Raw genomic sequence first — 12,769 nt, forward strand, 5'->3', positions numbered from 1 at the left:
TGGTTGATTTACATACTTTTTTACAAATTCTCAGACTGTGGCTCAATGAAATGAAGAAAATTGCATTGAGCTACTAACTGATTTGGCTAACGCTCTGTAGTCTTTAACTTAATATTTCAATCGGGCCACTTACCATTTTTAGGCGTGGTAAAAATAGGCAGCGAATGCCAGTAAAAGCGGCCTTTGCCTGCAGGCGCGGTGCAATTTATTCTTGAGCGACCTTCGTTTGGCGCTTCTGGCAAGTGTATCTCCAGTTGTTCATCATCCCAGTGGAGTTGCTCAAGACGTTGACCATTAAAAAAACAGTTGATTTGATCCGCGTAAGCTGGACGTTTGGCAAAGGAAAGTTCAAATGTTTGTTGTGGCGAATCAAATACCGGCTCATAGTCGTTCTGATTGATGATAGGCATGGGTTTCGTATTCACTTTGAGCGTAAACTGTTCCATCTTGGCGTAATTGCCGGACATGGAAAATCTGGGCAATGCCTGAGGATCGCTCAATAGTGAAGCGGGGCCGGAATATTGCGCCAGAGCAAAATAATTTTGTTGTTCTAATTGCTTTGCAATTGTTCGACTGTATTCGCCAAAAGGGTAGGCAAATACAGCCGGAGCGCGCCCGACATTTTGTTTAATTTCGTCTTGGGCGTGAGTAATCTCTTTGTTTAGTTGCTGCTCATTCAGCTCTAATAAATGCGCATGGCTAACGGTATGATTTAAAATGGTTGCGCCCGATTTGGTCATTTCATTTATTTGCGACCAGTTCATCATGGCAGCAAATTGTTGATTAATCGGCTGGGTCGACACAAACACAGAGAAAGGAAAATTATACTGTTTTAATAATGGAAACGCGGTGGTGTAAATGGATTCATAGCCATCGTCAAAGGTTATAGATACGGCTTTGTCTGGCAGCGACTGGCCATTCATCAATTGCTTAACTGCCTGTTCCACCGGTAGAACACTAAAGTTATTGTCTTTCAGATATTCCAGATGCTGCTGAAATAAATCAGGATCCGTTGACGTCGCAGCTGGTGTTTTTGTGTCAATATGATGATAAACCAGAATAACCAGTGAGTTATCATTGTTTGCTTTGTTATTAGCAAAACTATTATCAGAATAGGTCAAGCAGAGCATTGCGCAAAGCGTGCTGAAAGCGACAATAAGATTGCGAGATAGCTGGTGCATAATAAACCTCGTATAGAGAAAGTGGAAAACCATCAACATATTCCATAATAAATACGGTATCATTTTGACCTATAAAACTGAAATAAAATAAAACCTCGGAGTGACTTATGGCGGGATCTAGCCTGTTAACCTTACTGGATGATATTGCCACTGTACTGGACGATGTAGCCGTGATGACCAAGGTCGCGGCTAAGAAAACGGCTGGTGTATTGGGTGATGACCTGGCGTTAAACGCTGAACAAGTGTCGGGTGTGCGAGCGAAACGAGAAATCCCGGTTGTCTGGGCTGTTGCAAAAGGCTCATTTATTAATAAGGTAATTCTTGTACCATCAGCACTGCTGATCAGCGTATTCATTCCCTGGCTAATTGTGCCATTACTCATGCTGGGTGGTGCTTACTTGTGCTACGAAGGTTTTGAAAAAGTGGCGCATAAATGGCTGCATCCGAATGAAAAGCAGCAACAGCAGAAAAAGGTAATTGAAGCATTGCACGATCCCAAAGTGGACATGGTGGAATTTGAAAAAAATAAAATAAAGGGAGCCATTCGAACAGACTTTATTTTATCCGCTGAAATAATTGTGATCACACTGGGAACCGTAAAAGAGTCTGCATTCGCGACACAGGTTTCTGTGGTGGTGGGAATTGCATTAATGATGACAGTATTTGTTTATGGCCTGGTGGCCGGAATCGTAAAGCTGGATGATGCAGGATACTATCTGGTTAAAGATAAAACTGAGTCTGCCTGGGCAAGCTTTAAACGAAAAGTTGGCAAAGCCTTGCTGTTATTTGCGCCATTTTTAATGAAAACTTTGGCTATTGTTGGCACGGCGGCGATGTTTCTGGTTGGCGGCGGCATACTAGTACATGGTGTGCCTTTTGTCGCCGAGCAGTCTCATCAGATAGAGCATTGGGCTCAAGGTGTGCCTGGTGTAGGAGCCTTTACCGGAGCCATTGCGCCCATTTTGTTTAACGGAGTAATGGGATTAATTGCTGGTGGATTAACCGTTGCTATTATCAGTGTGCTTGGCAAACTTAAACCATCAAAAACCAAATAGTTTTAATGTTTACAGACAACAGACAACAGACAACAGACAACAGACAACAGACAACAGACAACAGACAACAGACAACAGACAACAGACAACAGACAACAGACAACAGGGCTTAAATTTATCTGAACCTTGTTGGTCAATGTCTTACTGATGCATAGAAGCGTTTAATGTTGAAGGCTAAATAATATTTTCGATGTTAAATGTTTCTCTAAATTAAAAGTTTTTCCCGCATAAACACTCACGGCTGCAAGAATTGTGTTTGCCAACCCGAGTCTGTTTTTAGATAGACCAGCCGATGATGCAGCCGGTGATCCAGTCCTTGCCAAAATTCTATACGACTGGGCACTATTCGATAACCGCCCCAATGCTCGGGGCGTTTAATGTCGGTAGTTTGATGTTGACTGACCACTTGTTGGTATTGCTGTTCAAGTGCCTTAATGGACTCTATAGACTCACTTTGATGCGATGCGATGGCCGCAAGTTGGCTGCCTCTCGGGCGGCTGAAAAAATAACGATCCGACTGCTCACTCGATACTTTATCGACTTTGCCTTCAATTCGAATTTGTCGTTGAAAAGCTGACCACCAGAAGCTGGCACTGATGTATGGATTGACCGAGAGCTCCTGACCTTTTCGACTGTTGTAATTGGTGTAAAAAACAAAGCCCTGTTCATCGTGCTGTTTTAATAAAACCACACGATTGGCTGGTCGACCTTTGTGATCAACGGTTGCGATATTCATGCCGCAATAATACACAGGGTCATGTTCTCTGGCGCTGTTTAACCAGTTTTCAAACAATGGAAAAGGGGAGTTGTTCGGTGCTGATTGAATGTCCATTCCTACACTTTACTCTTTTGATTCGATAACTTTGAATTTAAGCGTTGCTACTCATATTTATTTATCGATAAAACATTCGCCATTATACAAAAATGCTGTAGACCAAAACAGCAATATTGAAACTTGGTCATGTTCAGTGTGATGTGCAGTTGGCTCTGGTGACTGAACAGTTAGACTTCACATCTTGAACTGATTGTTAATGACCGGATTCAGATGATTCTTTTGTCTGGCTTTGCTGATTTATTTTTGCCTGAAATTGCTTGAACAAAGTTAAGAATTCATCCTGATGGCGATCCAGAGAAGTGATCGGAATGTATAAGTCTGCACCCAGATAATGCTTCAGTTGATGCAGCCGAGCGGCAAACATGCCTTTTAATCCGGTGATCCGCTTTCCGTTAGCGTCGCGCCAATGTTCAGCGTCTTCTTGTAAGCCATTGGTGCTGTCCTGACGAAACTGAGCTTCAAGTAACGCAACGTGCAATAAACTTCGGTATTCATGAAACAAGGATTTGGCCAGTCGTAACGATATCGAGTCAACCACCGGGGTAAGATCCCAGAGTTTTAATCCCAGATAATGCAGATCCGTCTGACCCTGACCTTTATTCACCCTTAAAGGGCGTATATCGACAATGTTACTCCAGGGAATTTGCAGGCTGCCATATTTGAAATGCCAGCAAAAATGTTGCTCGGTGAGTTCAATGCTGATTTCGGGTTCTTGCCATTTGAAAATACCGAAAACAAGTAATACAAAGGCCGCCAATAACAACAGGTAAGCGGGTAGTTTAATGCCTTGTTGTTGTAAAATAAGTGACGTCACAATGCCTGCAATACCCAAAAGGGTAAACACCAGGTGATTTCGTCGCGACATTGGTCTGATCTGGATTGGGGCTGAGGTAGTCATTTAGCCTTTTGAAGCCGTATCAATATTAAACAGAAGCCATGATTGTAGCATTCATAAAGGCGTTTCGTCTGGCGTTAGTCCGTGATAAAGATTAGTGATGATGTTGGTTAGTGCTAGTCTATTTTTGACCATGTATTTATTTGGTGTTTAATCGGTACTCCATTAATTTTTCGCCTGCGTAGTAACCGGCGTAACTGGCTCCCAGCCAGAGCCATGGACTGTTGATCGGTAAAAACTCATCCCAGTAGGTAAACCAGATAAACGCAGTCACCAGATTTTTAATCGCTTCAATAATCAGCCCGATAAAAAAGCCAAGACTCAGCTGGTTAATAAAGTGTTGAATGGATTCAAATGCACTGAAGGCCTGCCATAACTCAAGTAATTCAACATGGGCGTAAGTGACCAGCGCCATGATGCCATAGTAACCACCACCAAAGGTGGTCCACTTATCAAACACTATGTGTTTATTTTTTGATTGCTTGCCGGACTTTGTAGTGTTTGGATCATTGGTTATGTCGTCGAGATCCTCCGTAAGTTCCTCTGTAAGCTCCTCGGTTAAATCTTCAGAAACATCATCGGACTCTTTAACAATAGGGTATCCTTTTTTTTGCGCCCAATAAATCATACCAAATGAAATAAAGGCCACGGGCAGTCCTGCGTATAATAAGGCGGTCAAGAGTTCGATTATCATAATTCGATTATCATAAGAGTCGTATGGTATAGAGCCGATTATGTAAGGAGAATGGCAATAAAGTCATAATCTCCCAGCATTTATTACATATCAAGGTATATTTGTTTTTGTAATACAGCCAGTGAAATGATCCTACGTAGTTGAACCATGTCAGTTATGCCATAATAATGTGGAGAACAACAGCAAGAATAATGCAGTAAAATTATTATTAACCAAGTAACAACAAAGGCAGTGTATGGTACAGGTTGAAAGCAAATTACCGGATGTCGGCACCACTATTTTTACCACCATGTCGCAACTGGCCCAGCAACATAACGCATTAAACTTATCTCAGGGCTTTCCCGATTTTGATGGTCACCCTTATCTTAAGCAACGGGTTACTCACTATATTGAGCAAGGGTTAAATCAGTATTGTCCAATGAGTGGCTATCCGGCACTGACTGCGCAAATTGCCTTGAAAACGCAGCAGTGTTATCAGCGCTCAGTGGATGCTGCGAGTGAAGTGACGGTGACCTCGGGCGCAACCGAAGCCCTGTTTGCGGCAATTCATGCGGTGGTTAAAGCGGGCGACGAAGTGATTGTTTTTGATCCGGCCTACGATAGCTACGACCCGGCAATTCGACTGGCTGGTGCCACACCTGTTCATATTCCGCTCGCGGAAGATTTTTCAATCGACTTTGCTTTGTTGGATAAACACTTAACCCACAAAACGTCGATGATTATTATTAACAGTCCGCACAATCCTACCGGTACGGTGTTGAGTAAAGCGGACATGCAACAACTTGAACAACGGGTCATAGCAGAAAAGTTATATTTATTGAGTGACGAAGTTTACGAACATATTATTTTTGATGGTGAGCAACATCAAAGTGTTAATCGTTTTGCGGAACTTGCAAAGCGCAGTTTTATAGTTAGCTCTTTTGGTAAAACTTTTCACACCACCGGCTGGAAAGTGGGGTATTGTATCGCTCCGCCTGCTTTAACCGTAGAGTTGCGAAAAGTGCATCAATACTTAACCTTCTGCACGGTTACACCCATTCAGGCGGCGCTTGCCGATATGCTGGCACAACATCCGGAACATTATCAGCAACTGCCTGAGTTTTATCAGCAAAAACGCGACTACCTGAGAAACGCATTGGTTGACAGTGCGTTTGAGCTGCTACCCTGTAAGGGCACTTATTTTCAGTTGGTGCGCTATAATAAAGTCAGCAATAAATCTGAGCTTGAGTTTGCCAGATGGATGACTGAACAGGTTGGGGTGGCCAGTATTCCTATTTCTGTGTTTTATAAACAATTAACCGAACAGCATCTGGTGCGATTGTGTTTTGCTAAAAATGAGCAAACCATTGATCAGGCAGCGGAGAAATTATGTCAACTTTAAGTTATAACTCCATTTTACACATTGCCGGTGTGCAATTTGCGCCAGAATGGGAAGTGCCCGAAGCCAACCGGGATTATCTGGCTCAGTTGTTTAACACCATGAAGCCGGTCGACATTGTTGTTTTACCAGAAATGTTTGCCAGTGGTTTTTCCTTAACTAAAAATTGTGTTGAGTCAAATAACGGTGAGACACTTAACTGGATGAAACAGCAGGCCAGTCGACATCAGCAGGTTGTGGTGGGCAGTGTTAAAGTAGCAGAAAATGGCAATATTTATAATCGACTTTACTGGGTACAATCCGATGGTGAGGTTTATCATTACGATAAAGTGCATCTGTTTGGTAAAGAAGACTCGTTAATTGAAGCCGGCAATCAACAACAGATTATCGACTTTCAGGGCTTTCGATTTTTTGTTCAAACTTGTTACGATTTACGCTTTCCGGTTTTCTGTCGCAACTTTTATCCTGAAAGTGAAAACTACGATGTCTTGATTAACATTGCGTCCTGGCCAAAACCTCGCATTGCTCATTGGAACGCGTTATTAAAAGCACGGGCGATTGAAAATTTAAGTTATGTGGTTGGTGTTAATCGTGTTGGTGAGGATGCCAACGACTGGCAGTACGTTGGCGAAAGCCAGGTGATCGCTGCTGATGGACATGTGATGGCGCATGCCGCCCTTGAGCAATCAGAAGTCATTTACGCAGAGCTCGATAAAGGCAAGTTGCTTGAACACCGCAAACAATACCCGTTTTTAAAAGACGGTGATGTGTTTGATCTAAAGCTCTAAGTTTACAAACCTGTAAGCCTCTCTATCGGTATGTCTGTAAATATCAGATAAATTTCGTTATAAACGTTTTCGCCCTTAATGTGTATTCAACGACGAAAAGTCACCGGGTTTTACCGCAATAATGTCACAACCTATTTGTTCTAAAAGATTTTCAGCCGTGCTGCCAAGTAAGCCACTTCGATAGGTTGTGCCTACAACCGCAAAAGCTGCATTGAGATCATCTGCAACTTGAGTTATGGCTTCTTCAGGGAAGCCTTCAAGTAAATTCACTTCATCATCTTTTAATTGGTGACGCTGCTTTAATACATTCAATTGTGTTTCGTGTTGTTTGCGGATTTTTTTCATGAGTGCATGATGATCATCCGGCGAATCTATCACCACAAATTGTCCCATTACACCAGTGGTGGCCGAGCTGTTTAATATGACTTCCCAACCGGTGGGATCAAACACATGGCAAACCTTTAACGGAAGATTTAGTTGATCGCTCAACTCTTTTGCCTGCTGCACAATAATATCGTCCAGATGACTGTTTTCACTTTCTGAGTGAGATGGGTCAACGGCTGCAATAATGCATTTGCCTTTGTTCCAGTTATTGGTTTTCGACAGCAATAAAGGCGATGGGCAAGATTTCAGTAATTGATAATCGCCCGGCGTGATAAATAAATTTCTAAGGGCAGAGTGAGTATGCGCCTGTTTTAATACCAAGTCGGCTTTGAAGTCTTCTGCCGCTTTAATGATGGCTTCGTAGTAGGGTTTATACCACTCCACTTTGATGCTGTAGTTAATGTTGTCGTGTTGAAACTTTTCAGATAAGGATTTTAATGTCTTTTCATGTTCGGATTTAATTTGTGCGACAGCTTTTTCGAGGCTTTCCGGGTGCAATATTAAATTGGAAGCAATGCTGGAGCGGTAATCACAAATAAACAGCTGTGCATCAATTGATTGCTGTTGTGCCAGCGTTTTTAATTTTTCCAGTAAAGCGGTTTCGTGCTGCGCTTGTTCTGGCGTGTTATCCAGACTGAACTTAGGGTTGATGTCGATCAAAATTCGTTGATTGGCCATAAGAGGTCACTCCTCATGCGAGTTAATGAATGACTGTTAAAAGTCTAGCGTATTCAGTGATTTTTTTCAGCCTGCCAGGGGATCAAAGCGGCAATTTAACACTTGTGAAGTAATACAAAGATTTACAAGTTTGCGCTTATCAAATGCCTTTAATTAGCTATAATCGATGAGATTACAGCAGCCACTTTTTGCTGACTTGTATAATAAATTCAAATAAATCAATTTGTTGGGGAAGTTTCCATGAAGATCAAACTACTTGCTGCAAGCATCAGTCTTGCCATTGTAGCTGGTTGTGGTCAGCAAAAAGACGATAATCAGCCTACACAACAAGCCGAATCTGAAAAACAGAAGTCTGCCACTACTGTATCGGCAACGTCAGAACAAAAGGCTAACTCCGGATTGTTTCTGGATAATTTCGATAAATCCGTACGTCCTCAGGACGATTTATACCGCTTTGTCAGTGGCACTTGGTTAAAAAATACCGAAATCCCGTCGGATCGCTCCAATTATGGCACGTTTACTGCTCTGGCTGATCAGGCGCAAAAAGACTTGCGCGCTATTATTGAAGAGTCTGCTGCGGCTGAAAACCTCGAAAAAGGCTCAAATGAACAAAAGGTGGGCGACCTGTACAACAGTGTGCTCGACACAGAGACCTTAAATAAACTGGGGGTTGCACCGTTAACCCCTTACTTTGAAGAAATAGCGGGCATCTCCAATAAAGATGAACTATTGGCTTATTTAGCTACTGTTTCCAAACGTGGCTCCAGTGCACCCATGGGGATTTATGTCAATAACGATGCGAAGGATCCCACTCAATACATTATGTATCTTTCGCAATCGGGTTTAGGGCTGCCAAATAAAGAATATTATTTTGATGAAGGTGAAAACTTTCAAACCATTCGTGATGAATACCTGAAACACATCGAAAAAATGTATCAGCTTGCCGGATTAGAAGATGGCGCTGCTGCAGCAAAAAATATTATGGCGCTTGAGACGGCCATAGCTAACGCTCATTGGAATAAAGAAGATAATCGTAATAGCGTTAAAACCTATAACAAACATTCCCTGGAAAAAATGTCCGAGTTAGCGCCGGATGTAAACTGGTCGGCTTATTTTGAAGGCATGGGCGTTAATGGTGAGAAAGAATTGATTGTCCGTCAACCAACCTATATCTCTGTGTTAAACGACATTATAAAAGATACCTCTCTGGATCATTGGAAAACCTATTTAAACTGGCACTTGCTTACCGGTAACGCAGGTTTAATGAACAAAGAGTTGGACGAAGAAAACTTTGCATTTTATGGCAAAACATTATCCGGCACGCCAGAACAACTGCCTCGCTGGAAGCAGGGTGTAAGTGCCGTAAACAGTTTGCTTGGCGAAGTGGTTGGCAAAGTTTACGTCTCAAAACATTTTAAACCGGAAGCCAAACAGCAAATGATGGCGCTGGTTGAAAATCTAAGAGAAGCCTATCGTCAAAGTATAATTAAACTGGATTGGATGGGTGAAGATACTAAAAAAGAAGCGCTGGATAAACTCAGCAAGTTTCGTCCTAAAATTGGTTATCCGGATAAATGGAAAGATTATTCTGACTTAACCATAGAGCCCGGTAAGCTGCTTGAAAACTATATGGCGGCACGTGCCTTTAATTTTGATAAGCAGCGCGATAAATTGGGCAAGCCAATTGATCGTGATGAGTGGTTTATGACGCCACAAACCGTGAATGCTTATTACAATCCGGTGATGAATGAAATTGTATTTCCTGCAGCCATTTTGCAACCACCATTTTTTGATATGAATGCCGATCCTGCCGTTAATTACGGTGGTATAGGTGCCGTTATTGGCCACGAAATGGGGCATGGTTTTGATGATCAGGGGTCAACCTATGATGGTGACGGTGTCTTGCGTGACTGGTGGACAGCACAGGATAAAGAAGAATTTAAACAGCGTACGCAAAAGCTTGTTAAACAATACGATAAGTTTGAACCACTCGAAGACGTACACGTTAATGGTGAATTCACTCTTGGTGAAAACATTGGTGATCTGGGCGGTTTAACCATCGCATATAAAGCTTATCAATTATCGAAAGACGGTAATGAAGCTCCTGTACTGGATGGCTTTACCGGTGATCAACGTTTCTTTATAGGCTGGGCTCAGGTTTGGGCGCGTAAATATCGAGACGCAGAAATGAAGCGACGTATAAAAGTTGATCCTCATTCACCCAGTGAGTATCGTGCAAACGGAGTGGTCAAAAACATGCCAGAGTTTGTCGAAGCCTTCGATGTCAAACCCGGTGATGCGTTATATCTAGCACCAGAAAAGCGTGTGAAGATTTGGTAATTACTTAATTATCAAATAATTGTTAATGACTTTTTACTATTAACGTCAAAAATGCCGACTTATTATATTGAGTCGGCATTTTTTATAAGGAACAGAAGTGAAAATACAGTTTTTTCTAAACTGTGGGCTGTAACTGTAGTTTTATCTAACAACTTATTTACTCATAATTTAGTCAAAACACGCTTGCTCAACAATACTGAGTTTGAGAAGATTCGTTAAAAAGCAGTAGGAGTCCTAATCTTTATTGCTGAAAAAAAATTAATACTATGGAGAGCATTATGATCTTTAAGTGGGTTTGGAGAATAAACGGAATCTTGATTTTTCTGTCTGCTTCGGTTCTCATCTTTATGATGGGTAAGGAGATGATTAGAGATATTGTTAAAAATAGGCCTCAGCAAAAGTTAATTACGAATGTAGCGGAAGATCCAAAAGGCGAGGAGAAGTGGATTCTTGGGTATATGAGGAGATTCGATAACTCGAATTATATTGCTGTTCCTTTGGTGTCAGATAAGGATGAGACAACTAAGATAAGTCTCAGTAAAGTTAATCACTTTAGTGGGTCATATGGAGGCTATGGTACTTATAAAAACATACTTTTCGTAAATGGAAAAACAAATCAGTCAAGATGGTTATTTGATAATAATGATCAGCTAATTATTGAGTTTTCAGAGTTTCCTCAAAACTCCTTGATAAAGGGAGATAACAGTATTGCTACGGTTGTCACTTACGAGGTTGTGAGCAACGATACAAACAAAGACGGAGCCTTGTCTAAAAAAGACAGACGGCAACTGGCAGTATCGAATACGAATGGTGACAATTATAACGTTGTTCTAGAGGATTTCGATCACCTGGTTGGTATGGAAGTGGTTGATGATGAAAATATGTTGATACTTTATCAAATAAAAGGTGTTGGTTATTCTATGGTAGTGCGTTTGTCCGATGTACATGTTGTCAGTACAAATAGGTTGCCGAAAATTAGTATTTAACAACTTGGTAAAGTTTTGGGTTTTCTTGAGGCTTTTAATCAATATAAAGCCGACTCCTGATCGGAATAACGATTTATTTTCTAACTTCAAAGCTTAGTAAGAGCAAAGGCAAAATATGAAAAGTATCTATTTGATAATGGCGTGAACATTATTGCAGGCGTGTACAACTTTGGGATCTGTTGATCGCCCTGATAGCTATTATCAGAATAACTCTTCGAAATCTCAAGATAGCTTGATTAGAGAGTCTTTGCTTGGTCAGAATGATAAGAAATTACTGAGTTATTAAATTATCGAGTGAAACTACCAGAAAAAAACCGAGTTGCAGTTCTTAAACTCAGTAGTGATAATGATTGGCGTTATTACTTCAGTGATTTTAATGAGCTCAATAACTCATTAGTTAAACCTTTAATTATCAAGCTTTTTTCCAGCAGAGTGTATGACGCATTATTTCTACCAGCCATGTTGGTTTCAGGAAAAGTACTGTCTCGGCTTTGAGAGAAGCGGCGGCACGTTTTCAGGCTGATTTATTGCTGGCTTATATGAGTACATGTCAGTCGTATCAAAAGTATCGGTTAATCGACCCGAATGAAACAAAGTCATACTGTTCAATTGAGGCAGTTCTGCTCGATATACGTTCAGGCTTGATCGTTAAGTCTATTGTAAGTACTGAAGAGTATTCGATCAAAAAGTCAACAAGCGACACTAACTTTTATGAAACGATAAAAAAGGCTGAGTTAAAAGCGGTTGCTAAAGCGCTTGGGAATGTGGCGAATAAAATTGTGTCGTTTTTAAAAGTCGTACCAAATATGTAAGTTTATAATAATCAAGATTATACGCGATTATTTGAAAAGTTGAGATCTTGTCAAATAAAAAGAAAAAAACGAAATTTATAAGGTGAACACTTCAATGTGATCTGGTTCTATTTGAATTCTTCGGTTTAGACTACGTACACATATTATTAAGAATTTAAAACTGCCTGTAGTGTTTGTACCACTTCTATTTTTTTACTTAATGAATGCATCAAAGATGAATCGTGAATATAGAAATTAGACATAGTCGGAAAGAAGATATTGCGCAAATTAAGGATATATACGCTCAAAATTCGTGCTATGCAGGACACTACAGTTGCCGTATCCGTCAATAGAGAAATAGGAAAGGTTTTTTTGGAGATATTCCAGAAAATTTTTACAGCATCGTTGCGGTCGTAGATGGAAAAGTAGTTGGTCAAATTGGAATGGAAGTGTTTACTAACCCTCGAAGGAAGCATGTCTCGAATATCGGCATGGCTGTAAGAGAAGTTCACCAAAAGAACGGTATTGGTTCAAAACTGCTGGAACTGGCAATTAATTGATTGGTTGGCGATACGTCGCGTTGAGCTGGAAGTATATATAGACAATCATCATGCAGTAGATTTATATGAAAAGTTCGGTTTTAAACTAGAAGGAACCGCAACTAATTATGCATTTAGAAATGGAGAATATACAGACGTTTATCTGATGGCTAAGACTGTTTAGAGCCAATCGAAAGAGCCGTCATTTATTAAGTCGAAAGTTAT

At 40.9% G+C, this 12,769-nt stretch carries 13 protein-coding genes; 8 read left to right on the plus strand and 5 right to left on the minus strand.

Going from position 1 to position 12,769, the window contains the following annotated elements:
* Positions 1 to 116 precede the first annotated feature (116 nt).
* Entirely contained in the window at positions 117 to 1,181 is a 1,065-nt protein-coding gene (locus C8D97_RS16895) for a polysaccharide deacetylase family protein (protein WP_170115285.1), read from the minus strand.
* Positions 1,182 to 1,288: 107 nt separating this feature from the next.
* Between C8D97_RS16895 and C8D97_RS16900 the strand changes: the two genes are divergently transcribed.
* A complete protein-coding gene (locus tag C8D97_RS16900) occupies positions 1,289 to 2,236 on the plus strand; it encodes a DUF808 domain-containing protein (protein WP_109764987.1) in 948 nt (315 codons plus the stop codon).
* A 235-nt stretch (positions 2,237 to 2,471) separates the two neighbouring features.
* Here the strand turns inward: C8D97_RS16900 and pdxH are convergent, their stop codons facing one another.
* From pdxH to C8D97_RS16915, 3 genes are all read right to left on the minus strand, one after another.
* Positions 2,472 to 3,068: a pyridoxamine 5'-phosphate oxidase gene (gene pdxH / locus C8D97_RS16905; RefSeq protein ID WP_109764988.1), complete on the minus strand. Its 597-nt coding sequence runs from the start codon at positions 3,066 to 3,068 to the stop codon at positions 2,472 to 2,474.
* A 196-nt stretch (positions 3,069 to 3,264) separates the two neighbouring features.
* Positions 3,265 to 3,936, minus strand: a complete 672-nt coding sequence (locus C8D97_RS16910) for a DUF2982 domain-containing protein (RefSeq protein ID WP_170115286.1) — start codon at positions 3,934 to 3,936, stop codon at positions 3,265 to 3,267.
* Between the two features lie 169 nt (positions 3,937 to 4,105).
* The gene (locus tag C8D97_RS16915; protein WP_109764990.1) at positions 4,106 to 4,660 is read right to left on the minus strand and encodes a hypothetical protein; all 555 of its coding nucleotides are present in this window, start codon (positions 4,658 to 4,660) and stop codon (positions 4,106 to 4,108) included.
* 235 nt (positions 4,661 to 4,895) lie between these two features.
* On the opposite strand from C8D97_RS16915, the gene C8D97_RS16920 reads away from it, so the two are divergent.
* Positions 4,896 to 6,041: a methionine aminotransferase gene (locus tag C8D97_RS16920; protein ID WP_109764991.1), complete on the plus strand. Its 1,146-nt coding sequence runs from the start codon at positions 4,896 to 4,898 to the stop codon at positions 6,039 to 6,041.
* Positions 6,029 to 6,826, plus strand: coding sequence for a nitrilase-related carbon-nitrogen hydrolase (locus C8D97_RS16925; protein ID WP_109764992.1), 798 nt, complete (start codon positions 6,029 to 6,031; stop codon positions 6,824 to 6,826). The genes C8D97_RS16920 and C8D97_RS16925 overlap by 13 nt, the downstream gene beginning before the upstream one ends.
* A 75-nt stretch (positions 6,827 to 6,901) precedes the next feature.
* Here the strand turns inward: C8D97_RS16925 and C8D97_RS16930 are convergent, their stop codons facing one another.
* Positions 6,902 to 7,888: a universal stress protein gene (locus C8D97_RS16930; protein WP_109764993.1), complete on the minus strand. Its 987-nt coding sequence runs from the start codon at positions 7,886 to 7,888 to the stop codon at positions 6,902 to 6,904.
* Positions 7,889 to 8,128: 240 nt separating this feature from the next.
* Here C8D97_RS16930 and C8D97_RS16935 point away from each other — a divergent pair, with 240 nt between their 5' ends.
* The 5 genes from C8D97_RS16935 to C8D97_RS18290 all read left to right on the plus strand — a co-directional run bounded on the left by C8D97_RS16935 (position 8,129) and on the right by C8D97_RS18290 (position 12,728).
* Entirely contained in the window at positions 8,129 to 10,228 is a 2,100-nt protein-coding gene (locus C8D97_RS16935; protein ID WP_109764994.1) for a M13 family metallopeptidase, read from the plus strand.
* 278 nt (positions 10,229 to 10,506) lie between these two features.
* Entirely contained in the window at positions 10,507 to 11,214 is a 708-nt protein-coding gene (locus C8D97_RS16940; protein WP_109764995.1) for a hypothetical protein, read from the plus strand.
* A 539-nt stretch (positions 11,215 to 11,753) separates the two neighbouring features.
* Entirely contained in the window at positions 11,754 to 12,026 is a 273-nt protein-coding gene (locus C8D97_RS18280; protein ID WP_210204982.1) for a hypothetical protein, read from the plus strand.
* A gap of 422 nt (positions 12,027 to 12,448) precedes the next feature.
* Positions 12,449 to 12,565, plus strand: a complete 117-nt coding sequence (locus C8D97_RS18620) for a GNAT family N-acetyltransferase (RefSeq protein WP_109765020.1) — start codon at positions 12,449 to 12,451, stop codon at positions 12,563 to 12,565.
* On the plus strand, positions 12,531 to 12,728 hold the full coding sequence (locus C8D97_RS18290; RefSeq protein ID WP_109764996.1) for a GNAT family N-acetyltransferase: 198 nt from the start codon (positions 12,531 to 12,533) through the stop codon (positions 12,726 to 12,728). The genes C8D97_RS18620 and C8D97_RS18290 overlap by 35 nt, the downstream gene beginning before the upstream one ends.
* Positions 12,729 to 12,769 lie beyond the last annotated feature (41 nt).

The sequence above is a fragment of the Pleionea mediterranea genome (genome assembly GCF_003148745.1).
Classification (GTDB): Bacteria; Pseudomonadota; Gammaproteobacteria; order Enterobacterales; family Kangiellaceae; genus Pleionea; species Pleionea mediterranea.

Bases quoted from the DNA above. Each gene is read 5' to 3' on its own strand.
- C8D97_RS18280 (WP_210204982.1), top strand. From the start codon at position 11,754: ATGAGTACATGTCAGTCGTATCAAAAGTATCGGTTAATCGACCCGAAT.
- C8D97_RS16920 (WP_109764991.1), top strand. From the start codon at position 4,896: ATGGTACAGGTTGAAAGCAAATTACCGGATGTCGGCACCACTATTTTT.
- C8D97_RS16900 (WP_109764987.1), top strand. From the start codon at position 1,289: ATGGCGGGATCTAGCCTGTTAACCTTACTGGATGATATTGCCACTGTA.
- C8D97_RS16940 (WP_109764995.1), top strand. From the start codon at position 10,507: ATGATCTTTAAGTGGGTTTGGAGAATAAACGGAATCTTGATTTTTCTG.
- C8D97_RS16930 (WP_109764993.1), bottom strand. From the start codon at position 7,888: ATGGCCAATCAACGAATTTTGATCGACATCAACCCTAAGTTCAGTCTG.
- C8D97_RS16895 (WP_170115285.1), bottom strand. From the start codon at position 1,181: ATGCACCAGCTATCTCGCAATCTTATTGTCGCTTTCAGCACGCTTTGC.
- C8D97_RS16935 (WP_109764994.1), top strand. From the start codon at position 8,129: ATGAAGATCAAACTACTTGCTGCAAGCATCAGTCTTGCCATTGTAGCT.
- C8D97_RS16910 (WP_170115286.1), bottom strand. From the start codon at position 3,936: ATGTCGCGACGAAATCACCTGGTGTTTACCCTTTTGGGTATTGCAGGC.
- C8D97_RS16925 (WP_109764992.1), top strand. From the start codon at position 6,029: ATGTCAACTTTAAGTTATAACTCCATTTTACACATTGCCGGTGTGCAA.
- C8D97_RS18620 (WP_109765020.1), top strand. From the start codon at position 12,449: ATGGAAGTGTTTACTAACCCTCGAAGGAAGCATGTCTCGAATATCGGC.
- C8D97_RS16915 (WP_109764990.1), bottom strand. From the start codon at position 4,660: ATGATAATCGAACTCTTGACCGCCTTATTATACGCAGGACTGCCCGTG.
- pdxH (WP_109764988.1), bottom strand. From the start codon at position 3,068: ATGGACATTCAATCAGCACCGAACAACTCCCCTTTTCCATTGTTTGAA.